The organism is Streptomyces sp. NPDC018263 (assembly GCF_055562575.1).
Genome location: NZ_JBVHFA010000009.1, coordinates 253,428 through 276,898 on the forward strand (window position 1 = coordinate 253,428; position 23,471 = coordinate 276,898).

General features: G+C 70.0%; 24 protein-coding genes. 2 read left to right on the forward strand and 22 right to left on the reverse strand.

Annotated features, from left to right (window positions below; all coding sequences use genetic code 11):
- Window positions 1-15: 15 nt before the first annotated feature.
- From ACZ3HQ_RS26180 to ACZ3HQ_RS26250, 15 genes are all read right to left on the reverse strand, one after another.
- A complete protein-coding gene (locus ACZ3HQ_RS26180) occupies window positions 16-645 on the reverse strand; it encodes a GTP-binding protein (protein ID WP_467514529.1) in 630 nt (209 codons plus the stop codon).
- Window positions 626-1,036 (reverse strand): DUF742 domain-containing protein, encoded by a 411-nt coding sequence (locus ACZ3HQ_RS26185; RefSeq protein WP_467514531.1) that lies wholly within the window; start codon window positions 1,034-1,036, stop codon window positions 626-628. The genes ACZ3HQ_RS26180 and ACZ3HQ_RS26185 overlap by 20 nt, the downstream gene beginning before the upstream one ends.
- Window positions 1,033-1,440, reverse strand: a complete 408-nt coding sequence (locus tag ACZ3HQ_RS26190; RefSeq protein WP_030812755.1) for a roadblock/LC7 domain-containing protein — start codon at window positions 1,438-1,440, stop codon at window positions 1,033-1,035. Before ACZ3HQ_RS26190 ends, ACZ3HQ_RS26185 begins: the two co-directional genes overlap by 4 nt.
- Entirely contained in the window at window positions 1,437-3,080 is a 1,644-nt protein-coding gene (locus ACZ3HQ_RS26195; RefSeq protein ID WP_467514533.1) for an ATP-binding protein, read from the reverse strand. The genes ACZ3HQ_RS26190 and ACZ3HQ_RS26195 overlap by 4 nt, the downstream gene beginning before the upstream one ends.
- Before the next feature lie 261 nt (window positions 3,081-3,341).
- Window positions 3,342-6,194 (reverse strand): DEAD/DEAH box helicase, encoded by a 2,853-nt coding sequence (locus ACZ3HQ_RS26200; RefSeq protein ID WP_467514535.1) that lies wholly within the window; start codon window positions 6,192-6,194, stop codon window positions 3,342-3,344.
- Between the two features lie 127 nt (window positions 6,195-6,321).
- The gene (gene tatC / locus ACZ3HQ_RS26205; RefSeq protein ID WP_467514537.1) at window positions 6,322-7,218 is read right to left on the reverse strand and encodes a twin-arginine translocase subunit TatC; all 897 of its coding nucleotides are present in this window, start codon (window positions 7,216-7,218) and stop codon (window positions 6,322-6,324) included.
- 90 nt (window positions 7,219-7,308) lie between these two features.
- The gene (gene tatA, locus ACZ3HQ_RS26210) at window positions 7,309-7,581 is read right to left on the reverse strand and encodes a Sec-independent protein translocase subunit TatA (protein ID WP_467514771.1); all 273 of its coding nucleotides are present in this window, start codon (window positions 7,579-7,581) and stop codon (window positions 7,309-7,311) included.
- Between the two features lie 265 nt (window positions 7,582-7,846).
- Window positions 7,847-8,041 carry a hypothetical protein gene (locus ACZ3HQ_RS26215; RefSeq protein WP_467514538.1) on the reverse strand — a complete coding sequence of 65 codons (195 nt, stop codon included), beginning with the start codon at window positions 8,039-8,041 and terminating at the stop codon, window positions 7,847-7,849.
- A gap of 31 nt (window positions 8,042-8,072) precedes the next feature.
- Complete coding sequence (locus tag ACZ3HQ_RS26220) at window positions 8,073-8,306, reverse strand: hypothetical protein (RefSeq protein WP_467514773.1); 234 nt, start codon at window positions 8,304-8,306, stop codon at window positions 8,073-8,075.
- 56 nt (window positions 8,307-8,362) lie between these two features.
- Window positions 8,363-9,352 (reverse strand): helix-turn-helix transcriptional regulator, encoded by a 990-nt coding sequence (locus ACZ3HQ_RS26225; RefSeq protein WP_467514540.1) that lies wholly within the window; start codon window positions 9,350-9,352, stop codon window positions 8,363-8,365.
- A gap of 17 nt (window positions 9,353-9,369) precedes the next feature.
- On the reverse strand, window positions 9,370-10,323 hold the full coding sequence (locus tag ACZ3HQ_RS26230) for a helix-turn-helix transcriptional regulator (RefSeq protein WP_467514542.1): 954 nt from the start codon (window positions 10,321-10,323) through the stop codon (window positions 9,370-9,372).
- 180 nt (window positions 10,324-10,503) lie between these two features.
- Entirely contained in the window at window positions 10,504-10,884 is a 381-nt protein-coding gene (locus ACZ3HQ_RS26235; protein ID WP_467514544.1) for an FKBP-type peptidyl-prolyl cis-trans isomerase, read from the reverse strand.
- A 74-nt stretch (window positions 10,885-10,958) separates the two neighbouring features.
- Window positions 10,959-11,960: an FKBP-type peptidyl-prolyl cis-trans isomerase gene (locus ACZ3HQ_RS26240; protein WP_467514545.1), complete on the reverse strand. Its 1,002-nt coding sequence runs from the start codon at window positions 11,958-11,960 to the stop codon at window positions 10,959-10,961.
- A 145-nt stretch (window positions 11,961-12,105) separates the two neighbouring features.
- The gene (gene pafA, locus ACZ3HQ_RS26245) at window positions 12,106-13,467 is read right to left on the reverse strand and encodes a Pup--protein ligase (protein WP_030812727.1); all 1,362 of its coding nucleotides are present in this window, start codon (window positions 13,465-13,467) and stop codon (window positions 12,106-12,108) included.
- A 9-nt stretch (window positions 13,468-13,476) separates the two neighbouring features.
- On the reverse strand, window positions 13,477-14,736 hold the full coding sequence (locus ACZ3HQ_RS26250; protein ID WP_467514547.1) for an MFS transporter: 1,260 nt from the start codon (window positions 14,734-14,736) through the stop codon (window positions 13,477-13,479).
- A gap of 147 nt (window positions 14,737-14,883) precedes the next feature.
- Here ACZ3HQ_RS26250 and ACZ3HQ_RS26255 point away from each other — a divergent pair, with 147 nt between their 5' ends.
- Window positions 14,884-15,900, forward strand: a complete 1,017-nt coding sequence (locus tag ACZ3HQ_RS26255) for a LacI family DNA-binding transcriptional regulator (protein ID WP_467514548.1) — start codon at window positions 14,884-14,886, stop codon at window positions 15,898-15,900.
- 82 nt (window positions 15,901-15,982) lie between these two features.
- Here the strand turns inward: ACZ3HQ_RS26255 and prcA are convergent, their stop codons facing one another.
- The 6 genes from prcA to arc form a co-directional block, all read right to left on the reverse strand.
- Window positions 15,983-16,747 (reverse strand): proteasome subunit alpha, encoded by a 765-nt coding sequence (gene prcA / locus ACZ3HQ_RS26260; protein ID WP_350752468.1) that lies wholly within the window; start codon window positions 16,745-16,747, stop codon window positions 15,983-15,985.
- Between the two features lie 66 nt (window positions 16,748-16,813).
- On the reverse strand, window positions 16,814-17,659 hold the full coding sequence (gene prcB / locus ACZ3HQ_RS26265) for a proteasome subunit beta (protein WP_467514551.1): 846 nt from the start codon (window positions 17,657-17,659) through the stop codon (window positions 16,814-16,816).
- The gene (locus ACZ3HQ_RS26270) at window positions 17,611-18,186 is read right to left on the reverse strand and encodes an endonuclease VII domain-containing protein (RefSeq protein ID WP_467514554.1); all 576 of its coding nucleotides are present in this window, start codon (window positions 18,184-18,186) and stop codon (window positions 17,611-17,613) included. The genes prcB and ACZ3HQ_RS26270 overlap by 49 nt, the downstream gene beginning before the upstream one ends.
- Window positions 18,187-18,239: 53 nt before the next feature.
- Complete coding sequence (locus ACZ3HQ_RS26275; RefSeq protein WP_135792641.1) at window positions 18,240-18,458, reverse strand: ubiquitin-like protein Pup; 219 nt, start codon at window positions 18,456-18,458, stop codon at window positions 18,240-18,242.
- A gap of 167 nt (window positions 18,459-18,625) precedes the next feature.
- Window positions 18,626-20,137, reverse strand: a complete 1,512-nt coding sequence (dop, locus tag ACZ3HQ_RS26280) for a depupylase/deamidase Dop (RefSeq protein WP_467514556.1) — start codon at window positions 20,135-20,137, stop codon at window positions 18,626-18,628.
- Between the two features lie 234 nt (window positions 20,138-20,371).
- On the reverse strand, window positions 20,372-22,138 hold the full coding sequence (gene arc / locus ACZ3HQ_RS26285) for a proteasome ATPase (RefSeq protein WP_467514558.1): 1,767 nt from the start codon (window positions 22,136-22,138) through the stop codon (window positions 20,372-20,374).
- Window positions 22,139-22,392: 254 nt separating this feature from the next.
- Here arc and ACZ3HQ_RS26290 point away from each other — a divergent pair, with 254 nt between their 5' ends.
- Complete coding sequence (locus tag ACZ3HQ_RS26290) at window positions 22,393-22,695, forward strand: ferredoxin (RefSeq protein ID WP_467514560.1); 303 nt, start codon at window positions 22,393-22,395, stop codon at window positions 22,693-22,695.
- 72 nt (window positions 22,696-22,767) lie between these two features.
- Here the strand turns inward: ACZ3HQ_RS26290 and ACZ3HQ_RS26295 are convergent, their stop codons facing one another.
- Complete coding sequence (locus tag ACZ3HQ_RS26295) at window positions 22,768-23,355, reverse strand: hypothetical protein (protein WP_467514562.1); 588 nt, start codon at window positions 23,353-23,355, stop codon at window positions 22,768-22,770.
- Window positions 23,356-23,471: the final 116 nt, after the last annotated feature.

Here is a 23,471-nt window from a genome sequence, read left to right on the forward strand (position 1 = left end):
GGTTCGCGCGCCCGCTCAGGTCAGGGCGCCGGACCGGGCGAGGGAGTGCAGGAAGTGCATCAGCGTCAGCAGGGTGTCCCGGCTGGAGGCGCGGCGGCGTACGTCGCACTCGACGATCGGGATCTCCGGGGCCAGGTCGAGCGCGCCGCGCAGTTCCTCGATGGGGTGCCGGGGCGCGTCCGGGAAGGAGTTGACGGCGACGATGAACGGCACGCCGCGTTCCTCCAGGCGCCCCATGACGTCGAAGCTGACGTCCAGCCGGCGGGTGTCGACCAGGACGACCGCCCCGAGCGCGCCCTCGAAGAGCCGGTTCCACAGGAACCAGAACCGCTCCTGGCCGGGGGTGCCGAACAGGTAGAGCACCAGCTTGTCGGTGATGCTGATGCGGCCGAAGTCCATGGCCACCGTGGTGGCCGTCTTGGTCTCGGAGCCGTAGTTGTCGTCGATGCCGATACCGGCCTGGGTCATGGTCTCCTCGGTGGTCAGCGGTCTGATCTCGCTGACCGAGCCGACCATGGTGGTCTTGCCGACGCCGAAGCCGCCCACGATCACGATCTTCACCGCGGCCTGGGCGGTCTGCGGGAGCCGCTCCTCGGTGCGCGGGCCGGGGATCGCGGGGGCGGCGTCAGAGGCGTTGAAGTCCATGCATCACCGCTTCGAGGAGGGTCCGGTCGGGGAGCGCCTGGCGGACGATCGGCGCGCGGGCCTGCACCAGGTCGGCGCCGATCAGCTCGGTGATCAGCGCGGTCATCGCGCTGAACGGCAGGTCGAGGTAGGCCGAGAGTTCGGCCACGGACAGGGGTGCGGAGCAGAGCCGGAGCACGGCCGCCTGTTCGGGGGTGCCGGACGGCGGGGGCGCCGAGCGCGCCACGATCAGGGTGACCAGATCGAGCTGCGCCCGCCCGCCCTCGTGCAGTCCGGTGACGGCGTACAGCCGCTCGGGGCTGCCCGCCTCCGTCTCCTCGCCCGTGTCCGGGGAGAGGGGTGGCGGGGAGGGCGCCTCCTGCGGCAGGCGCCGCTTGCGGCGCGGGGTCATACGGCCTGCCCGCCGCGCCGGGGCGGAGAGGTGAGGTGGGCGCCGATCCGGACGACGAGGTCGCGCATCATGCCGCCCATCCGGCCGGGTTCGCAGACCACGTCGGCGAGGACGGCGAGGTAGGCGTTGTCGCCCGCGGCCATCAGATAGAAGTAGCCGCCGTCGATCTCGATGACGACGAGCTTCATCTCACCGCTGCTGCCCGGCAGTTCCTGGGCGACCGCCCCGGCCAGGCTCTGCACGCCGGCGCAGGCGGCGGCCACCCGGTCGGCGGCGTCGGGGTCACCGCCGTAGCGGGCGATGCGCAGGCCGTCCGAGGAGAGCACCACGATCATCTCGATACCGGGTACGCCGTCGTGCAGTTGCTTGAGCATCCAGTCGAAGTTGGCACGCTGCTGGATCACTTGGGCTCCCCCTCGTCGCCGGCGCCGGTGTCGGCCGAGTCGTCGATCAGATGCAGGTAGGCGGTCGGATTCCGGGTGAAGTCGGTCGGGTGGGCGCCTTCGTTGCCCTTCTTCATGCCGTCCCAGAAGGCGTCGACCCACATGCCCGGTTCGCGGTCGAGAAGCTTCTGCCGCTCGGGGTCGACCGGGGGCTGGGGCTCCGGTTCGGGCTGGGTCCGGGACCAGATGGTGGGGCGTCCCTCGCGCTCGGCCTGCTCGATGGCGGCCTGTTCGGCGTAGCGCTGGCTGAGCGGCACGGTCACCCGGCTGCGGCGCTGCGGCAGCCCGTTCGCCGTCCACTCGGTGACCTCGGGGACGTCGTCCTCCATCGAGGCCGGGGCGGGGATGCGCGGCGCGGTGGGGCGGCGGCGCTTGGGCGGCCGCTTGGGGCCCTCCAGCGCGCCGAGTTCGGGCATCGGCACGGCGGTGGCGCCGATGCCGTGCGCGGCGCCGACACCGGGCTCGGTGGTGAGCATGTCGCGGGGTACGACGAGGATGGCGCGGACGCCGCCGTAGGCGGAGGCGCGCAGCGAGACGTCCATGTCGAAGGCGTTGCAGAGCCGGCCGACCACGGCGAGGCCGAGCCGGGGGCTGTCGCCGAGGTTGTGCGCGTCGTCGTCGGCGCGGGCGTCGAGGATCATCTGCTCGACGCGGGCCCGCCCCTCCTCGCTGAGGCTGACCCCGGCGTCCTCGATCTCGATGGCGAGGCCGGTCTGCACCTCGAAGGCGGTGACGTGCACCTTGGTCGAGGGCGGCGAGTAGCGGGTGGCGTTGTCGAACAGCTCGGCGGCCGCGTGGATGATCGGCTCGACCGAGGTGCCCTTGATGTTGATGTTGACGATCGACGCGAGGTTGATGCGCGGGAACTCCAGGATGCGGGACATCGCGCCCCGCAGCACGCTGTAGAGCGAGACGGGCACCGGCCACTGGCGCCCCGGACGGCCGCCGCCGAGCACCGAGATGGAGTCGGCGAGACGGCCGATCAGCGCGGTGCCGTGGTCGACGCGCAGCAGGTCGTCGAAGACCTCGGCGTTGCGGCCGTGGTCCTCCTCCATCTCCCGCAGTTCCTTGGCCTGTTGGTGGACGATGGCCTGCACGCGCCGGGCGGTGGTGACGAACGCCCGCTGGGTGGCGTCGCGCATGTTGATCTCGTGCTCGGCACCGCGCAGCGCGACCCGCAGCAACTCCCGCTGGGACGGCGGGAGATGACGCAGCTCGGGGTCCTCGTCGACGACATGGCGCAGGACGTCCCGCAGCCGCTCACCCCGGCGCAGCCGCCCGAGCGCCGTCGGCAGCACGTCGGAGCCGAGGCGGACGATCTCCGCGTCGTGGGCGGCGATGCGGTGCTCCAGATACGCCGTATGCCGGGCATTCTCGGCCTGCACAGCCCGGAGTTGACGCCCCCGGCGTACCACCTCGCTCGCGGTGGCGAGCAGCAGCAGTGTGGCCACGGCCCCGCAGCAGGCGACGGCGATCCGGGCGGAGCCCGGCACCAGGAACACGGCGGCCGCGGTCACCGCGGCCATCACCAGGGCGGGCGGCAACAACACCTGCGCGTACGGACGTTCACGGACACCGGGAGGTTTCTGAACACTCACCATGGATGCCTTCTGGGAAGAACGGGATATAGGGGAACAGGCGCCCGAATCCATCTCAACCGGGTCCGCCGCGGGCGAGCCTAATCCGACCGGGACACCCCCGTGTCATATTCGGCAAGCACCTGAAATCCCCCGAGCAACAGGAGTACCGTCACCCCTATTTGCACAGCGAGCACCCAATCGAACACGCTTAGTAGCACGAGACAGGCATGCAAAAAGGGCCGGCCGGAGCCGACCCTTCTTGGGGGCGCGGGGCTGTGTCGCTCACCCCACGGACGAGTAGGCGACAACTCCCCGCAGCAGTTGGTCAACAGCCTTACGCGCGTTCTTGGCGACCGTCGAGCCCTCCGCAGGAGCAGCCGCAGCGACCTGACCGAGGACATCGATCACCTGCTTCGTCCACCGCACGAAGTCCCCCGCAGGCATCTCCGCCTCACGCAGCACCTCGTCGAGCCCCTTACCCGAGGCCCACTGGTGGGCGATCCAGGCGAACCCCAGATCCGGCTCCCGCTGCCCGACCCCCTCGGTCTGGCTGATCCGGAAGTCCTCCTCCAGCGCGTCCAGCCGCCCCCAGATCCGCACCATCTCCCCGAGCGCGGCCTGAGCCGGCCCGGAGGGCAGCTTGGGCGCCATCGCGTCGTCGCTGACCCGCGCCTCGTACACCAACGCCGAGACGCAGGCGGCGAGTTCGGCGGGGCCGAGCCCCTCCCACACGCCCTCGCGCAGGCATTCGCTGGCCAGCAGGTCCAACTCGCCGTAGAGCCGGGCGAGCCGCTTGCCGTTGGCGGTGACCTCGTCGCCCCGCAGGTAGTCCAGTTCGGTCAGCAGGGCCACGATCCGGTCGAAGGTCCGCGCGATGGTGTTGGTGCGGCCCTCGATGCGCCGCTCCAACTGCGAGGTGTCGCGCTGGAGCCGGTGGTAGCGCTCGGCCCAGCGGGCGTGGTCCTCGCGGTCGTCGCAGCCGTGGCAGGGGTGCGCGCGGATCGCGGTGCGCAGCCGGGCGATCTCCCGGTCGTCGGCGGCCTGCGAACGCTTCTTGCGGGCCCGCTCCGGCGGGATGTGCCCGGCCTTGGTGCGCAGCGCGGAGGCGAGGTCCCGACGGGACTGCGGGGAGCGGGCGTTGAACGTCTTCGGGATGCGCATCCGGTCCAGCGCCTCCACGGGGACGGGGAAGTCCATCGACGCCAGCCGCTTGACCTGCCGTTCGGCGGTGAGCACCAGCGGGCGGGGCCCGTCGTGGTGGTCGAAGCCCCGCTGGCCGCCGGTCCGTCCGGCGGGCACACCGGGGTCGAGCACCAGCGCGAGACCCGCGTACTTGCCGGTGGGCACGTGGATGATGTCGCCCGGCTTGAGCTTCTCCAGGGCGACGGCGGCCTCGGCGCGCCGCTGGTTGGCGCCCTGACGGGCCAGCTCGGTCTCGCGGTCCTTGAGTTCGCGGCGCAGCCGCGCGTACTCGTCGAAGTCGCCGAGGTGGCAGGTCATGGACTCCTTGTAGCCCTCCAGACCCTCCTCGTTGCGCTGCACCTGCCGGGAGATCCCGACGACCGACTTGTCGGCCTGGAACTGCGCGAACGACGTCTCCAGCAGCTCCCGCGAGCGGTGCCGCCCGAACTGCTCGACCAGGTTGACCGCCATGTTGTACGACGGCTTGAAGCTGGAGCGCAGCGGATACGTACGGGTGCCCGCCAGCCCGGCGAGGTGCTCGGGGCTCATCCCCCGCTGCCACAGCACCACGGCGTGGCCCTCGACGTCGATGCCCCGGCGGCCGGCCCGGCCGGTGAGCTGGGTGTACTCGCCGGGGGTGATGTCGGCGTGCTGTTCGCCGTTCCACTTGACGAGCTTCTCCAGCACCACCGAGCGGGCGGGCATGTTGATGCCCAGCGCCAGGGTCTCGGTGGCGAACACGGCCTTGACCAGGCCCCGGACGAACAGCTCCTCCACGACCTCCTTGAAGGTCGGCAGCATGCCGGCGTGGTGGGCGGCGATGCCGCGCTCCAGGCCCTCCAGCCATTCGTAGTAGCCGAGGACGTGCAGGTCCTCGTGCGGGATGTTCGCGGTGCGCTCCTCGACCAGGGCGCGGACCTGTTCCCGCTCCTCCTCGTCGTTGAGGCGCAGGCCCGCGTACAGGCACTGCTGGACGGCGGCCTCGCAGGCGGCGCGGCTGAAGATGAAGGTGATGGCGGGCAGCAGGCCCTCGGCGTCCAGGCGCTCGATGACCTCGGGGCGGCCCGGCGTCCAGGCGCGCTGGCGCTGCCTGCGCTCCCGCTCCCGGTCGGCCTCGCGCATGCCGCGGCCGCGCTTGCGGTCCTGGTAGGAGGGCCGGGTGGCCTCCATCCGGGCGAGCCGGGCGAGGTCGGGGTTGACGGCCTTCTTGCTGCCCTCACCCTCCTCGAACAGGTCGTACATCCGCCGCCCGGCCAGCACGTGCTGGAACAGCGGTACGGGCCGGTGCTCGGAGACGATCACCTCGGTGTCGCCGCGCACGGTGTCCAGCCAGTCGCCGAACTCCTCGGCGTTGGACACGGTGGCCGACAGCGACACCAGGGTCACCGACTCGGGCAGGTGGATGATCACCTCTTCCCAGACGGCGCCCCGGAAGCGGTCGGAGAGGTAGTGCACCTCGTCCATGACCACGTAGCCGAGGCCCAGCAGGGTCTGCGAGCCCGCATACAGCATGTTCCGCAGCACCTCGGTCGTCATGACGACGATCGGGGCGTCGGAGTTCACGCTGTTGTCGCCGGTGAGGAGGCCGACCTTGTCGGCTCCGTAGCGGCGGCACAGGTCGGCGTACTTCTGGTTCGACAGCGCCTTGATGGGTGTCGTGTAGAAGCACTTCTTGCCCTGCTCCAGGGCGAGGTGGACGGCGAACTCGCCCACGATCGTCTTGCCCGAGCCGGTGGGGGCGGCCACCAGCACGCCCTTGCCGCCCTCGAGTGCCTGACAAGCTTCCACCTGGAAGTCGTCGAGACCGAAGTCGTACATCTCGCGGAAGCCCGCGAGCGCGGTGGCCTGCTCGGCGGCCCGCACTCGGGACGCCGCGTACCGCTCGGCCGGTGAGAGGTCCTCTGTCATCGTGCTTTCGAGCGTACCGGCCCGCACCGACAACAGGACGATCATTATCGCTTCCCACGCCCACCGAAACGGAATGCCCGCCTCCGACCCGACCGCGCAGGCGGCCGGGCACACGACCGAGGGGCCGGACGGAAGATCCGTCCGGCCCCTCGGTCACGGGTACTGCCGCATTTCAGGTGACGTCGTCGTAGCCCTCGTACCGGCCCGGCGGCAGGGCCTCGGCCTGGCGCGCCTGCTCGGGCACGGCGGCGGTCAGCCGCTCGGGGCCGGCGATCGGCTCCGGCCGGTGGTCCAGCGGCGAGGCTTCGTCGTCGTCCAGCTCGGCGGCCTCCTCCACACGCCGGCGGCGGCGGTCGTTGAGGAACGCGATGCCGACGGCGATGAAGTACAGCACCACGATCGGGCCGGCCAGCGCGATCATGCCGAAGGGGTCCGTGGTGGGGGTGGCGACGGCGCCGAAGACGAAGACGCCCATGACCACACCGCGCCACCAGCCGGCCATCCGGCGCGCGGTCACCACACCGGCGAAGTTCAGCATGACCAGCAGCAGCGGCAGCTCGAAGGCGCCGCCGAAGATGAGGATCATCCGGACGATGAAGTCCAGGACCTTGTCCATCGGCAGGATGTTCGCCGAGCCGTCGGGGGTGATGCCCAGCAGCACCCGCATGGAGATCGGCAGGATCGTGTAGGCGAGCCAGGCGCCCGCCATGAAGAGCGGCACCGCCGCGGCCACGAACCCGTAGGTGTACTTGCGCTCGTTGCGGTGCAGGCCCGGTGCGATGAACGCCCAGAGCTGGTAGAGCCAGACGGGGCTGGAGAGAACCACGCCCGCCATGAAGCAGACCTTCACCGTGGTGGTGAAGGGCGACAGCAGGTCGGTGTAGGCGATGACCGCGCAGGAGCCTCCGGTGGACTCCCCCAGACCCTCGGTGCAGCGCGGGACCGGATGCGAGAGGAAGGACATCAGGTCCTGGCTGTAGAAGGCGGCCACCACGGAGACGACCGTGATCGCCAACATGCCCTTGGCGAGCCGGTTGCGCAGCTCACGCAGGTGCTCCACGAGGGGCATCCGCCCCTCGGGGTCCTTCTCTTTCTTGCGGGCAGACTTGAGCAACCCACGTCCTCATCTCGTGCGGCAGGCCGGGAATGCGGCCGCGGTTCAGCGCTGGGGGGTGTCCGTGGGCTCGTTGACCGGGCGGGCGCTGTTCACGTCGCCGGGGGCGGCCTGGATGGTGCGCTGCGCGGGGGGCTGCTCGCCGGGGGTGGGAGGCGCGGAGGTGTTGCTCTCCTCCTTCATCGCCTTCGCCTCGCTCTTGAGGATGCGCGCGGACTTGCCCAGGGAGCGGGCCATGTCCGGAAGCTTCTTCGCGCCGAAGAGCAGGAAGACCACGACGAGGATGAGAATGATCTCGGTAGGACCGAGTCGTCCGATGCCCATGAGTTAGTACCTTCTCACCGAGGCGGGGGGGGTGGGGTGCTGCGCGACCGCTCGGACAAGCGTCCGGATGGTCGTGTCGGCAGCGATCGTAACGCTCAGGGGTAAACGAGAGGCAATCCCCGTACGTACTCCCGGTCCGCGGTACGCGCCTCGTTCTCCGCACCGCGACCAGCAGCGTACCCGTACGGCTGTCCCGCACGACAGGGCGAAGTGACGCAAACCGCTTGTGGCGTTTCCGGCGCCCGCCTCGCCCCGCAGGTCAGAGCGTGTCGGCGGCGCGGGCGGTGCGCACCGCGGCCCGCTCCAGCTCCTCGGCGGCACGGCTGATGCGGCGCCCGGAGTCGGCCACCTGGACGCCGAGTTGCCGTGCGGCCAGGAAGACCCGGACGGCGAGCACCCCCAGCACGGCGAGACCCAGAAATCCCATGGCAACCGCGAACATCGGCCAGAACATGAGGACGAGCCTAGACCGTCCGCAGGCGGCTTCAGACGGTGGAGTGCAGCCGCAGGGTCCGCACCCCGGCGCCGCTGAGCAGTTGCACGATCCGGTCCCCGGCGGGCTTGCGCACCGCCGTGCCGCACTCGGGGCAGGTGAAGGAGTAGAACGTGGTCCGGCTGGAGCCGCCGATGGCCAGCCGCAGCGCGCTCGCGGCCAGTTCGAACCGGCCCCGGCAGTCGGGGCAGGCCGCCTTGAACACCACGGGGACGGCGCGCCGCATCCCGGCGAAGGCGGCGGCCGCCGTCACCTCGCGCGTCCCGGTCACCGAGGTCTCGTTCACGGCGTGTACCCCTCGTAGGCGGCCAGCGCCTCGCGCGCTGCCCGGCGGGCGCGGTCGGCGAGGTCGGACGGCGACACGATCCGGCCGTCGGGGCCGAGCCGCAGGGCGAGCCGGCGCAGCGAGGCCGGGTCGGGGGTGCGCAGGGTGATGCGCAGGCCGCCGTCGGGCAGCTCCTCGGCCGTGTCGTGCGGGTAGTACTCCGCGACCCAGCGCCCGCCGGGGCCGACCTCGACCACGACCTCGGGGTCCTCGGCGGCGGGCTGCACCAGCCCCTCGGACAGGTCGCGCGGTTCTATCTCGGGCGGCGCGGCCGGCTCGTCGAGAATCCGGATCTCCGCGACCCGGTCCAGCCGGAAGGTACGGCGTGCCTCCGAGCGGCGGCACCACGCCTCGACGTAGGTGTGGCCCATGGTGACCAGGCGGATCGGGTCGATCTCGCGCTCGGTCAGCTCGTCGCGGGCCGGGGAGTAGTAGCGCACCCACAGCCGGCGCCGCTCGGAGATGGCCCGGTCGACGTCGGCGAAGACCCCGCCCTCGGACTCGAAGGTCACCGACAGCCGGGAGCTGGCCCCGGCCGCCTCACCGGCGGCGGTCTCCACCTTGGCGGTGGCGCGTACCAGCGCCTGCCGGTCGCTCTCGCGCAGTCCGGGCAGCGTGGCCACCGCGCGGGCGGCCACCAGCAGCGCGGTCGCCTCGTCGGCGGCGAGCCTGAGCGGTTCGGCCGCGTCCTCGCCGAGGGCGGCCGGGTTGTGCCACCAGATGCGCTCGCCGTCGGTGTCGATGTCGAGCAGGTCGCCGCCGCGGAAACTGGTGCCGCACATGGGCAGCACGTCCAGGTCGGAGACGAGTTCGTCCTCGGTGATGCCGAAGGCGCGGGCCACGTCCGCGATCCGGGCGCCGGGGCGCTCGCGCAGATAGGTGACCAGCGACAGCATCCGCCGGGTCTGGTCGATGGCGTTCACGGGCCTCGCCGGTTTGCCTGCCATGGTGTCTCGCTCCGCTCTCAGCCCTTGGCCACGGCACGCAGCCGGTCCACCACGTCCGCCCGCAGCTCGGCCGGTTCCAGCACCACCACGTCCGGTCCGAACTCCACCAGCCAGGCATCCAGCCCGTGCCCGTACGGGATCTCCAACTCGTCCCAGCCGTCGCCCAGTTCGCGGACCTTGGTGGCCCTGGCCCGCAGCGGGTAGCCGGCGCCCGCCCGCAGCCGGATCAGCGCGGAGCGGTCGGCGGTCTCCCCCGCCCAGCCCCGGACCGTCTCCCGCACGGTCACCACGTCCGGCACCGGCGCGGTGAAGCCCGTGCCGCGGGCGCGGACCTTGCCGGTGATCCGGGACAGCCGGAAGACGCGCTCGGCGCCGCGCTCGCGGTCGTAGCCGGCCAGGTACCAGTGGCCGCGCCAGCACTCCAGCGCCCACGGCTCGACATGCCGGGTCTCGGGGTGCGCGGCGGACGCCTTGCGGTAGTCGAAGACCACCGGGCGGCGGTCCCGGCAGGCCAGCATCAGCGGCTCGAACGCGGCCTCGTGCACCGGGATGCGCGGCTCCAGCGCGCCGTGCGAGCCGTAGGGGTCGACGTCCTCGGGCAGTCCGGCCGCGCGCAGCTTCTGCAGGGCGCCGCTGGCCGCACCGGCCAGCCGGGCCTGCTGCCAGACCTTGGCGGCCAGGCCCAGGGCGGCGGCCTCCTCGGCGTCCAGGGTGATCGCGGGCAGCCGGTTGCTGTCCCGGCGGGCGAGATAGCCGATCTCGCCCTCCAGGTTCTCCACCGTCTCGATGACCAGGCCCAGCTCGCGCAGATCGTCCTTGTCCCGCTCGAACATGCGGTTGAAGGAGTCGTCCGACCCCGCTTCCAGGTACGCCTCGATGGACCCGCGCAGCTCGCGCTTGCTGAGCGGCCGCCGTGCGCCGAGCAGGCACAGCGCGAGGTTCATCAACCGCTCGGCCTTGGCAATGGCCATCGACGCCCTACGCCTTCCCTCATGTGCTTCCGACCGTCGACCGTACCGCTCCCGGGTGGCGCGGCAAAAGCCGAAGCAAAGAACGGGGGCCATACCGGACGAGCGTGATCACAGAAGAAGGGCCCGCGCGCCAGGCACGGGCCCTTCTTCGATCAGAAACGATCAGGCTTGACCGTCGGGTCAGCGCTTGCCGACGCCCACGAGGTCGCAGACGAAGATCAGCGTCTCGCCCGGCGCGATCCGGCCGCCGGCGCCCCGGTCGCCGTACGCGAGGTGCGCGGGGATGACGAGCTGGCGGCGGCCGCCGACCTTCATGCCCTGCACGCCCTTGTCCCAGCCCGGGATGACCTGGCCGACACCGAGCTGGAAGTCCAGCGGCGTGCCGCGGTTCCAGGACGCGTCGAACTCCTCACCCGTGGAGAACGCGACGCCCACGTAGTGCACCTTGACGAAGTCGCCCGCCTCGGCGACCTCGCCGTCGCCCTCCCAGATGTCCTTGATCTCAAGGTCCTTCGGCGGCTCGCCGCCCGGAAAGTCGACCTCGGGCTTGTCGATGCTCACGTCAAAAGCTCCTGCGTGTGTACGAAACGAAACATGGACAGTCTGTCATCCCCGCAGCTCGCGCGCCCGGCGCACTACATCGCGGCGAGGATGTCGACCGTGAAGACCAGCGTGGCGCCCTTCTTGATACCGCTCCCGCTCGGCGGGTTGTCGCCGTAGCCCAGGTCCGGCGGCACCACGACCAGCACCCGGCTGCCGACCTTCTTCCCCGTGACCCCCTGCGCCAGACCCTTGACGACCTGTTCCATCTGCTCCACCGAGAACTGGCTCAGGCGCCCCGAGCCGTACGTCTTCTGGAACGTCCGGCCGCCCTGCCACTCAAGGCCCTGGAACTGGCACAGGATCGCCTGCTTCCTGGTGACCTCGTCCCCGTCGCCCTCGAGGATGTAGTTCGACACCAGCTTCTTCGGCGGGTCCGACTTCGGCAGCGTCACCTTCGGCAGGTTGCCGTCGGTGTTGGTGGCCACCTTCGGCAGGGCCGCGTCCGTCTGCGGGACCACCTTGCCCTTCGCCGAGCTCTTGGCGTTGTAGGAGTCCAGCAGATCGATCACGAACACCAGCGTGTCCGTGCCCTTGATCCCCGCCTGCTCATTGCCCGACGGCCCGTACCCCCAGGTCGGCGGCACCGCGATCTCCACCCGGCTGCCGATCTTCTTCCCCGTCAGCGCGTACCGCCAGCCGTCGATGATGCTGCCCTGCGCCAACTGCAGCACCAGCGGATTGCGGTCGTAGGAATTGTCGAAGACCTTCCCCGAGCTCCAGATCTGGCCCAGGTAGTTCGCCTTGATGAAATCGTTCTCCGCCACCGTGCGGCCGTTGCCCGCGATCACCGTACGGACCGCCAGGTCCTTCGACGGGTCCCCCGTGCCCTTGGCGACCGTCGGCTTCTCCCCGAACTTCGTCCCCGCCGTGATCGCCGGCAGCGGACCGTCCACGATCTTCGGCGGCGGAGGCGCCGACGCCGAGGCCGAGGGGGAAGCGCTGGCCTTGCTCGACTTCGAATCGCCGTCGCCGCACCCGGCGAGCGTGACCAGTCCAGCGGGAACGGCGGCCATGAGGAGTGAGCGTCGGCGCACGGGAGATGCCTCGTAATCGGTCGATCTTGCGGATTGGTGCGCGCAACTCTACGGCGTGACAAGGGCGCCGTACGGGAAACGTACGGCGCCCGTGTGGCGCTCGAAGACAATACGGCGCCAAAAGCCGCGGCCGGAGCCGCCGCTCCTACATTCCGGCAATCAGTTTCTCCACCCGGTCGTCCACCGAACGGAACGGGTCCTTGCACAACACCGTGCGCTGCGCCTGGTCGTTGAGCTTCAGATGCACCCAGTCGACCGTGAAGTCCCGGCGCTGTTCCTGCGCCCGCCGGATGAAGTCACCGCGCAACCGCGCCCGAGTCGTCTGCGGCGGCACCGACTTGCCCTCGAAGATCTTCAGGTCATTGCAGATCCGCGCCGCCTGACCCTTCTTCTCCAGCAGGTAGTACAGCCCACGACGCCGGTGGATGTCGTGATACGCGAGGTCTATCTGCGCGACCCGCGGATGCGACATCGTCATGTTGTGCTTCTCGCGGTACCGCTCGATGAGCTTGTACTTCATCACCCAGTCGATCTCGGTACCGATCCGGTCCAGGTCCTCCGTCTCGATCGCGTCCAGCGTCCGGCCCCACAGCTCCAGCACCTGCGCGACCGTGCCCGTACGGATGCCCCGGCGGTCACAGAAGTCCACCGCCTTGTCGAAGTACTCGCGCTGCACCTCCAGCGCCGACGCCTCCCGGCCACTGGCCAGACGCACCTTGCGCCGGCCCGTGATGTCGTGACTGACCTCGCGGATCGCCCGGATCGGGTTCTCCAGCGTCAGATCCCGCATCACCGTGCCCGCCTCGATCATGCGCAGCACCAGATCGGTGGCGCCGACCTTCAGCAGCATCGTCGTCTCGGACATGTTCGAGTCGCCGACGATGACATGCAGGCGCCGGTACCGCTCGGCGTCCGCGTGCGGCTCGTCGCGGGTGTTGATGATCGGCCTCGAACGCGTCGTCGCCGACGACACGCCCTCCCAGATGTGCTCCGCCCGCTGACTCACGCAGTACACCGCGCCACGCGGGGTCTGGAGCACCTTGCCCGCCCCGCACAGCAACTGCCGGGTCACCAGGAACGGGATGAGGATGTCCGCGAGCCGGGAGAACTCCCCGTGCCGCGCCACCAGATAGTTCTCGTGGCAACCGTAGGAGTTGCCCGCCGAGTCGGTGTTGTTCTTGAAGAGGTAGACGTCGCCCGCGATTCCCTCCTCGTGCAGGCGTCGTTCCGCGTCCACCAGGAGTCCCTCGAGAATGCGCTCGCCGGCCTTGTCGTGGGTGACCAGTTCGGTCACATTGTCACACTCGGGTGTCGCGTATTCCGGATGTGAGCCCACGTCGAGATACAGCCGGGCGCCGTTCCGCAGAAAGACATTGCTGCTGCGGCCCCATGACACGACACGGCGGAAGAGGTACCGCGCCACCTCGTCAGGAGACAGACGCCGCTGTCCCCTGAACGTGCACGTGACGCCGTACTCGTTCTCCAGCCCGAAAATGCGGCGGTCCATGACTGAACATTACGCCCGATCCCCTGAACTGAAACGGGGTTCGGCAGCACGATCTGGATCATTTTCCGATGAAGCCGCAACCACACCGCCCCCGACAGGAGCCGCCAGCACCCGTCCCGTGGCCAGCAGCACCAGCAACGACACACCCCCCGCCACCCCCGGCACCGCGAACCCCCACGACGCACCACCCGACTGGACCACCGGCCCCGCGAGCCCCGTCCCCACCGACGCGCCCACCATGAACGTCGTCACCAGCCACGAGAACGCCTCCGTCACCGTCCCCGCCGGAGCGTGCCGGTCCACGATGATGAACGCGCACGCGATGCACGGCGCCAGGAACACGCCCGACACCACCGACAGCAGCACCATCGCCACCGGCCCCGGCATCCACAGCAACGGCAGGTAACACACCGCCAGCAGCGCCACCAGCACCCTGAGCCGCCGCTCCGGCACCCCCGGCCACTGCCGCGCCCCGTACACCGTCCCGCCGACCAGCGCGCCCAGGCCCAGCCCCGCCATCATCCAGCCGTACACCGCGTCACCACCGTGCCCGTCCGCGTACGACACCGACGCCACCGTGATCGACCCCATCGCGATCCCCACGAACAGGAACGCCCCCAGCAGCGCCAGCAGCCCCCGCGACCGCAGCGCCCCCAGCCAGTGCGCCTCCCGCGGCTCCGACCGCCACGCCCGCGACGGCGCCGACACCACCACCGACAGCGCCCCCAGCACGCCCACCGCGTTCAGCACCAGCAGCGCCGCCCGCTCCGACCACACCGACACGCACAACGTCACCAGCAGCGGCCCGACCGTGAACATCACCTCCTGCGCCACCGCGTCCAGCGCGTACGCCGTGTGCACCTGGTCCCCCCGGCGCAGCACCGACGGCCACAGCGCCCGCAGCCCGCCCTCCAGCGGCGGCGTGCACAGCCCCGCCAGCGCCACCAGCGCGTACGCCAGGCCCAGCGGACCGATCCCGCAGAACGCGAACCCCGCCATCGCCAGCGCCGACGCCACCGCCGCCGGCAACTGCACCCGCGGCTGCCCGTACAGGTCCACCAGCCGCCCCAGCAGCGGCTGGCCCACCGCGTTCGCCACCCCGTACACCGCCGCCAGCGCGCCCGCCAGGCTGTACGTACCGCCCTCCGCGCGCACGAACAGCAGCATCGCGATCGGCGCCACCGCGTTGGGCAGCCGGCCCACCAGCGTCCCCGTCAGCAGGTGCAGCGCATGCCGCGCCCGCAGGATCTCCAGATAACCCGTCGCCATGTCCCGCCCCTTCAGCGGCCGCTCCGGCACCCCCGACGGCCGTCGCGATGTCCCCGAAGTGTTACGTATAACTAGCGCTTTCATACGTACCATGTGCGCTGTCCGACCGTCCACACAGCACCCAGCACCCAGAGGAGCACGCCCGCGGTGGCACGCAGCAGCACGCGCCCGACCAGCCGTGACGTCGCCCGCGCGGCCGGAGTCAGCCAGGCCGCCGTCTCACTCGTCCTCGGCGACAAATGGCGCGGCCGCGTCTCCGAGACCACGGCCCAGCGCGTCCGCCAGGCCGCCACCGACCTCGGCTACCGCCCCAACCTCGCCGCCCGCAACCTCCGCCTCGGCCACACCCGCACCGTCCTCCTCGTCGTCCCCGCCCTCACCACCGAGTTCTTCGCCGGCGTCTACACCGGAGCCGCCCGCGTCGCAGCCCAGCACGGCTTCGGCGTCGTCCTCTACCCCTCCCCCGAAGGCGTCGGCCCCGCCCGCGACCCCTTCGCCAGCGCCCAGGCCGCCCTCGACGGCGTCATCGCCTCCTCCATGGCCGCCGACGCCCTCACCGCCATCAGCGGCGACCAGCTCCCCCTCGTCATGCTCGACAGCGACCCCGCCGGCAGCCTCGGCGCCGCCACCGTCAACCTCGACATCACCGACGGCGTCCGCCAGGTCACCGACCACCTCCTCGGCCTCGGCCACCGCCACCTCCTCCACCTCGCCGCCGACGTCCCCTCCTGGACCTTCGAGATCCGCGCCCGCGAACTCGCCGACCGCCTCGCCACCACACCCGGCACCCGGCTCACCACCGCCCGCGCCCCCATCACCATCGACGCCGCCCGCGCCGCCACCGAGGCCGCCCTCACCACGCCCGGCCCCCGCCCCACCGCCATCGTCTGCGACGACGACAAACTCGCCGCCGGCGCCTACAAGGCCGCCCGCCGCCTCGGCCTGCGCATCCCCGACGACCTCTCCGTCACCGGCCTCGACGACCTCGCCCTCGCCACCGCCCTCGACCCCGAGCTGACCACCGTCCGCCTCGACGCCGAACTCTTCGGCGAACGCGGCATGCAGGCCCTCCTCGCCGTCCTGGACGGCCGCGAGCCCCCGCACGGGGACATCCCGGTCCACCTCATCCCCCGCGCCTCCACGGCCCCACCACGGCCCTCCTGAGGCCCTCCCCACGCCACACACAAAGCGCCCCCGGCCGGAAACCGGCCGAGGGCACCTCACCACACACCGCGCAGCGCGCGCCTCACTCCTTCTCGGAGCCGGACGCCTCGTCCGGATCGTCAGCGCTCTCCGCCTCCGTCGCCGCACCGTTCGCCGCCAGCAACCGCGACAACTGACCGCCCACGATCCGCTTGAACTTCCGCTTCTGCGGCCGCGTCCGGTCCAGCACCGCCACCTCGAGACGCTCCGCGGGAATCTCCCGCTCGCCGCCGTTGGTGTCCCGCGACAGCGCCTGCACCGCCAGCTTCAGCGCCTCCGCCAGACTCATCCCGTCCCGGTGCCGCTGATCCAGGAACGTGCTGATCTGCTCCGCGTTGCCGCCGACCGCCACCGAACCGTGCTCGTCCACGATGGAACCGTCGTGCGGCAGCCGGTAGATCTGGTCGCCGTCCGGAGTCTCACCGACCTCCGCCACCACCAGCTCCACCTCGTACGGCTTCTCGGCCGCCGAGGAGAAGATCGTGCCCAGCGTCTGCGCGTACACGTTCGCCAGACCGCGCGCGGTCACGTCGTCCCGGTCGTAGGTGTAACCACGCAGGTCCGCGTACCGGACACCACCGATGCGCAGATTCTCGTACTCGTTGTACTTGCCGGCGGCCGCGAAGCCGATCCGGTCGTAGATCTCGCTGAACTTGTGCAGCGCACGGGACGGGTTCTCACCGACGAACACGATCCCGTCGGCATACTGCATGACCACCAGGCTGCGACCGCGCGCGATGCCCTTGCGGGCGTACTCGGCGCGGTCCGCCATGGCCTGCTGGGGTGAGACATAGAACGGCGTCGACACCGGTTATCCGTCCCTTTCTGTCATGGTCACTGGGATCACCTCACTGCGAAGACCGAGAGCACCCGCTCAGAGCAGGGCGGCCCGCGGACCGTCCGGCTCCTCCAGCCGCCGCTGGAGCACCGCGCGAGACAGCTCCGACGCCTCCTGCTCGGTCAGCCTGCGGAAACCTTCGTCGGTGATCACCGTGATGATCGGATAGATCCGGCGCGCCACGTCGGGACCACCGGTCGCCGAGTCGTCGTCGGCCGCGTCGTACAGCGCCTGCACCACCAGGGTGGTGGCCTCGTCCTCGGTCAGGTCGTCGCGGAACAGCTTCTTCATCGCCCCGCGCGCGAACACCGAACCCGAACCGGTCGCCGCGAAGTTGTGCTCCTCGCTGCGGCCGCCGGTCACGTCGTACGAGAAGATGCGGCCCTTCTCGCGGTCCAGGTCGTACCCCGCGAACAGGGGGACCACGGCCAGGCCCTGCATGGCCATGCCGAGGTTGGAGCGGATCATCGTCGACAGGCGGTTCGCCTTGCCCTCCAGGGAGAGCTGCGCGCCTTCCACCTTCTCGAAGTGCTCCAGCTCCAACTGGAAGAGCTTGACCATCTCCACGGCCAGGCCCGCGGTGCCGGCGATGCCGACCGCGGAGTACTCGTCCGCCGGGAAGACCTTCTCGATGTCGCGCTGGGCGATGACGTTGCCCATGGTGGCCCTGCGGTCACCGGCGAGGACGACGCCTCCGGGGAACGTCACGGCCACGATCGTCGTCCCGTGCGGGGCCTCGATCACGCCCTGCACCGGGGGCAGCGTCCGCTTGCCCGGCAGCAGCTCCGGCTGGTGGTCCGACAGGAAGTCCATGAAGGAGGACGACCCAGGCGTCAGGAAGGCAGCTGGTAGACGCCCGGTGCCACGAGTATTGGCTTCCACGAGTTTCCTTCCAGATAGGCGGCGGCCCGGCGTACGGCCTCGGGGTCGTCCCCCAGCTTGCCGATGGCCGAATTGCAGTTGAAGCACAGTACGCCACGGACCCTACCCGTCTTGTGGCAGTGATCCACATGTGCGGCCGGGGCATTCAGACAGATCACACAGAGCCCCCGCTGAGAAGCGACCATGGCGTCGCGCTCTGCTTCGGTCAGGCCGTAATTGCTCTTCAGGTGATGAGCACGGCCCTTGGCGGCCCGACAAGCCTTGCAGCTCGTCGACAGGCCGTCGGAGGCCGAGGCGTTGCGGTGCCACTCACTCCACGGCTTGACCGCATTGCAGCTCCGGCAGAACTTGAATCCCTCGGGCGTCTCCACCCGCGGCCTCACGTTCTTCCCTTTCGCCAGTTGACGAGCTTGGTGGTACGCCGACCAGCATTCCCGGCAGTAGGCCTGCAATCCGTCACGAGCCGACTTGTTATTGGCGAACGCCGCCCGCGGCTTTGTCACATTGCACCGCGAGCAGCGCTTCACCTCCGCACTCCTCACTTACACCCCCGCACCTTCGATTCGAAGGCCGAATCGACTTACTGTCCGCCCTTCTGAACGAAGCTTCGCACGAAGTCCTCGGCATTCTCCTCGAGGACATCGTCGATTTCGTCCAGCACCGAGTCCACGTCGTCGGTCAGTTTTTCCTGTCGTTCCTTGAGGTCTTCGGAGCCCTGTGCCTCCTGGGTCTGCTCCTCGACCTCTTCGGTGGAGCGTGTGGCCTTCTGCTGGCCGCCGCCGGTGTCCTTGGTCGCCATAACCCTCACCCCGCTCAGTTCGCCGTTCGCTGATGATCAGACCCTACAAGCCGGGTCCGACATCGGCCCCGTAGTTCCAGGAACGTACGGGGGCCATCTCGATGATTCCCTGACGCCGGGATTTCCACCCTGCGAAGGGAGCCGAATCAATGTCCCGGACCGGGGTTTCAATTGCCGGACAGCACCCTGACCAGCTCATCAGCGGTCCGGCACCGGTCCAGCAGCTCCTTGACGTGATTTCGCGTTCCGCGAAGAGGTTCCAGGGTTGGCACCCGCTGGAGCGAATCGCGGCCGGGAAGGTCGAAGATGACCGAGTCCCAGGAGGCCGCGGCCACGTCGTCCGCGTACTGCTCCAGGCACCGCCCCCGGAAGTAGGCCCGGGTGTCCTCCGGCGGCTTCGTACGCGCCCGCTCGACCTCCGCGTCGTCCAGCAGCCGCTTCATGCGCCCCTTGTCGACCAGGCGGTTGTAGAGGCCCTTCTCGGGGCGCACGTCGGCGTACTGGAGGTCGACCAGGTGCAGCCGGGGCGCGTCCCAGTCGAGGTCGTCGCGGCGACGGTAGCCCTCCATGAGCTGCCGCTTGGCGACCCAGTCGAGTTCCGCGGCCAGGCTCATGGGGTCGTTCTCCAGCCGGGTGAGGGTGTCCTCCCAGCGGACGAGGACGTCCCTGGTCTGGTCGTCGGCGTCGGCGCCGTACCGCTCCTCGACGTACTTGCGGGCCAGCTCGAAGTACTCCATCTGCAACTGCACGGCGGTGAGCGTGCGTCCGCTGCGCAGGGTGACGAGGTGCTGGAGGGAGGGGTCGTGGGAGACCTGGTGGAGGGTGCGGACGGGCTGGTCGACCGCGAGATCCACCGCGATGAAGTTGTCCTCGATCATGGAGAGGACCAGTGCGGTGGTGCCCAGCTTGAGGTAGGTGGAGATCTCCGAGAGGTTGGCGTCGCCGATGATCACATGGAGGCGGCGGTACTTCTCGGCGTCCGCGTGGGGTTCGTCGCGGGTGTTGATGATGGGCCGCTTGAGGGTGGTCTCCAGGCCCACCTCGACCTCGAAGTAGTCGGCGCGCTGGCTGAGCTGGAAGCCGTGTTCGTGGCCGTCCTGCCCGATGCCGACGCGGCCGGCGCCCGCGAAGACCTGGCGGGAGACGAAGAAGGGCGTCAGGTGGCGCACGATGTCCGAGAAGGCGGTCTCCCGCTTCATCAGGTAGTTCTCGTGCGTGCCGTAGGAGGCGCCCTTGTTGTCGGTGTTGTTCTTGTAGAGGTGGATGGGCTGGGCGCCGGGCAGCGCGGCGGCGCGTTCGGCGGCCTCGGCCATGATGCGTTCGCCCGCCTTGTCCCAGAGGACGGCGTCGCGGGGGTTGGTGACCTCGGGGGCGCTGTACTCGGGGTGGGCGTGGTCGACGTAGAGCCGGGCGCCGTTGGTCAGGATGACGTTGGCGAGGCCGATGTCCTCGTCGGTGAGCTGGCTGGAGTCGGCGGCCTCCCGTGCGAGGTCGAAGCCTCGCGCGTCGCGCAGCGGGTTCTCCTCCTCGAAGTCCCAGCGGGCCCGGCGGGCCCGGTGCATCGCGGCCGCGTAGGCGTTGACGATCTGGGACGAGGTGAGCATGGCATTGGCATTGGGGTGGCCGGGGACGGAGATGCCGTACTCCGTCTCGATGCCCATTACTCGCCGTACGGTCATGCGGCCCTCCTTGCCCGGCGGCACCCTCTGTCTTGGGTGCCGCTCGCGTACCGCTGGCGCTCCGGTGCGTGTGCGGTGCCCGTCCCCGCACTGCGCGACTCGGCGGTAGGAAAGAGCCTAGAACGCCTTTGCACTGGTGGGGAGATCATTCGCGTCATTGACTGCTCCGGTCGTGGCCGGAAAAGCGAGCGGCTGCGGATGCCCGTGGCGGGCATCCGCAGCCGCTGGAGCCCTTTACAGGTACTGACCGGTGTTCGCCACCGTGTCGATGGACCGCCCGGTGTCCGCGCCCTGCTTTCCGGTGATGAGGGTGCGGATGTACACGATCCGTTCGCCCTTCTTTCCGGAGATGCGGGCCCAGTCGTCGGGGTTGGTGGTGTTGGGCAGGTCCTCGTTCTCCTTGAACTCGTCCACGCATGCCTGGAGGAGGTGGGAGACGCGGAGGCCCTTCTGGCTCTTGTCGAGGAAGTCCTTGATCGCCATCTTCTTGGCGCGGCCGACGATGTTCTCGATCATGGCGCCGGAGTTGAAGTCCTTGAAGTAGAGGACTTCCTTGTCTCCGTTGGCGTAGGTGACTTCCAGGAAGCGGTTTTCCTCGGATTCGGCGTACATCTGCTCGACCGCCGTCTGGATCATGCTCTGGACGGTGATCTCCTTGTCGCCGCCGTGCTCGCCGAGGTCGTCGGAGTGCAGCGGGAGGCGCTCGGTGAGGTACTTGCCGAAGATGTCCTTGGCGGCTTCGGCGTCCGGGCGCTCGATCTTGATCTTCACGTCGAGCCGGCCGGGCCGGAGGATGGCGGGGTCGATCATGTCCTCGCGGTTGGAGGCGCCGATCACGACCACGTTCTGGAGGCCCTCGACACCGTCGATCTCCGCGAGGAGCTGCGGGACGATGGTGTTCTCGACGTCGGAGCTGACGCCGGAGCCCCGGGTGCGGAAGAGGGATTCCATCTCGTCGAAGAAGACGATGACGGGGGTGCCCTCGCTGGCCTTCTCACGGGCACGCTGGAAGACGAGGCGGATCTGCCGCTCGGTCTCGCCGACGTACTTGTTGAGCAGCTCGGGGCCCTTGATGTTCAGGAAGAAGCTCTTGCCCTGGGCCTGTCCGGTCACTTCGGCGACCTTCTTGGCGAGCGAGTTGGCGACGGCCTTGGCGATCAGGGTCTTACCGCATCCGGGGGGGCCGTAGAGCAGGACGCCCTTGGGCGGGCGCAGCTCGTGCTCCTTGAAGAGGTCGGGGTAGAGGTAAGGGAGTTCGACGGCGTCGCGGATGGCCTCGATCTGGCCGCCGAGTCCGCCGATCTGTTCGTAGCCGATGTCGGGGACTTCTTCGAGGACGAGTTCCTCGACCTCGCTCTTGGGCACGACCTCGTAGACGTAGCCGGAGCGGGGTTCGAGGAGGAGTGCGTCGCCGGGGCGGATGGTGACGCCCCGGAGCGGTTCGGCGAGCCGGACCACGCGTTCCTCGTCGGTGTGGCCCAGTACCAGGGCGCGTTCGCCGTCCTCGAGGATCTCCTTGAGGGTGACGATGTCGCCGACGCTCTCGTACTCCATGGCCTCGACCACGTTGAGCGCTTCGTTGAGCATGACTTCCTGGCCGCGCCTGAGGTTGTCGAGTTCGACGCTCGGGCTGACGTTGACGCGGAGTTTGCGACCGCCGGTGAAGATGTCGGCGGTGCCGTCCTCGTTGGCCTGAAGGAACGCTCCGAAGCCGGCCGGCGGCTGGGCGAGCCGGTCGACTTCCTCCTTGAGGGCCACGATCTGGTCGCGGGCCTCGCGGAGTGTGTTGGCCAGGCGCTCGTTCTGTGCGGAGACGCCGGCCAGATTGGTCTGAAGCTCGACGATCCGCTCCTCGAGAATCCTCGTGTGCCGCGGAGAGTCGGCGAGCTTGCGGCGCAGGACGGCGATCTCCTGCTCAAGATAGGCAATCTGCCCGGCGGGGTCGTCGGACCCTCGTCCCGAGCGGATGCCGCGGTTGATGTCGTCGTCGTGGGCTGCCACGGTCCTCACCTCCTCCAAGGGGAGCTGGACGCTTCCAGACCCTACCTGGGTGGGTGTCGATTGAAACCCCTAGATCACAAAGACTGTCAAGGTGTGTCGTCGGTCACCCGGTGCGCTCCCTCTCGCACGGAGGGGATACCCACTGAACGGGATGGGGAAGCCGCTTGTTCCGGGTGATCCGGTGCGGCCCAGGTAGGGTCGGGGTGTTCGACAGCCGCCGGGCACGTGGGTCCGGCGAATCCAGGTCAGGAGAGATGAGCGTGCAGCAGGAGGCCCCGGACGGCGAGGCGCTGGAGGTCTGGATCGACCAGGACCTGTGTACCGGTGACGGGATCTGCGCCCAGTACGCGCCGGAGGTGTTCGAGCTGGACATCGACGGGCTGGCCTATGTGAAGGACGCCGACGACGAGTTGCTCCAGGCCGTGGGGGCGACGACGCCGGTGCCGCTGCCGTTGCTGACGGATGTGGTGGACTCGGCGAAGGAGTGTCCGGGGGCGTGCATCCATGTGCGCCGGGTTTCGGACAAGGTCGAGGTGTTCGGGCCGGAGGCGGACTGAGGTCCGCTCGACAGGGTTTCAGCGGGGACGCGCGCGTGCCGGGGGCATGCGCGCGTCTCGTGCGTTCGGGGGTCAGACGCCCCGGCTGTCGGCCGGGGTGGTGCGCAGGAAGGCGTGGCCGTTCCAGTGCCAGGCGGCGGGCTTCTTCACGTCGGGGCAGCAGCTCGGTACGTCCTCGGTGGAGTAGCCGAGCAGGGTGGCCGTGACGGTGCGGTCGCGGACGGCGAGGTCGGTGGCGGTGAGGCGGTCGGCGGGCTGGACGAGGGTGGCGACCAGGCGGGGTTTGCCGTCGGTGGCGTTGCGGGTGAGGACGTAGACGGCGTCGGGCGGGGTGCCCATGGCGGCGTCGCAGTGGACGACGGCGACGGTTTCGGGTTTTCCGTCGCCGTCGAGGTCGCCGTCCGCCTGGTGGGCGACGACGGCTTTGACGGGGCCGCAGTCGAGGGGGAAGGCGACGCCGGTGGTGCCGGGCGGGGTGGTGGCGGTGGGCGCGGGGGCGGGCCTGGCCTCGGTGGCGGTGGCCGGCTGGGCCGCGGTGGCCGGGCCGGGCTGCACGAGGGAGGACAGTGCGATCACGCCGGCGACCGCGGTGGCCGTGGCGACCCAGTGGATGGGCCGGGTGTCCGTGCGGGCGAGCTCCGGGACGGCGGATTGCTGCACTAGGAGGGTCTCCTGTGGGGCTGTGCCGGTGAGGGGGTGGCCAGCATGGTGTCACACGTCACGGTGGGTGGGAACGGCGGGGGCGGGTGCGGATTCTGCGGGGTGCGGGGTCCGTG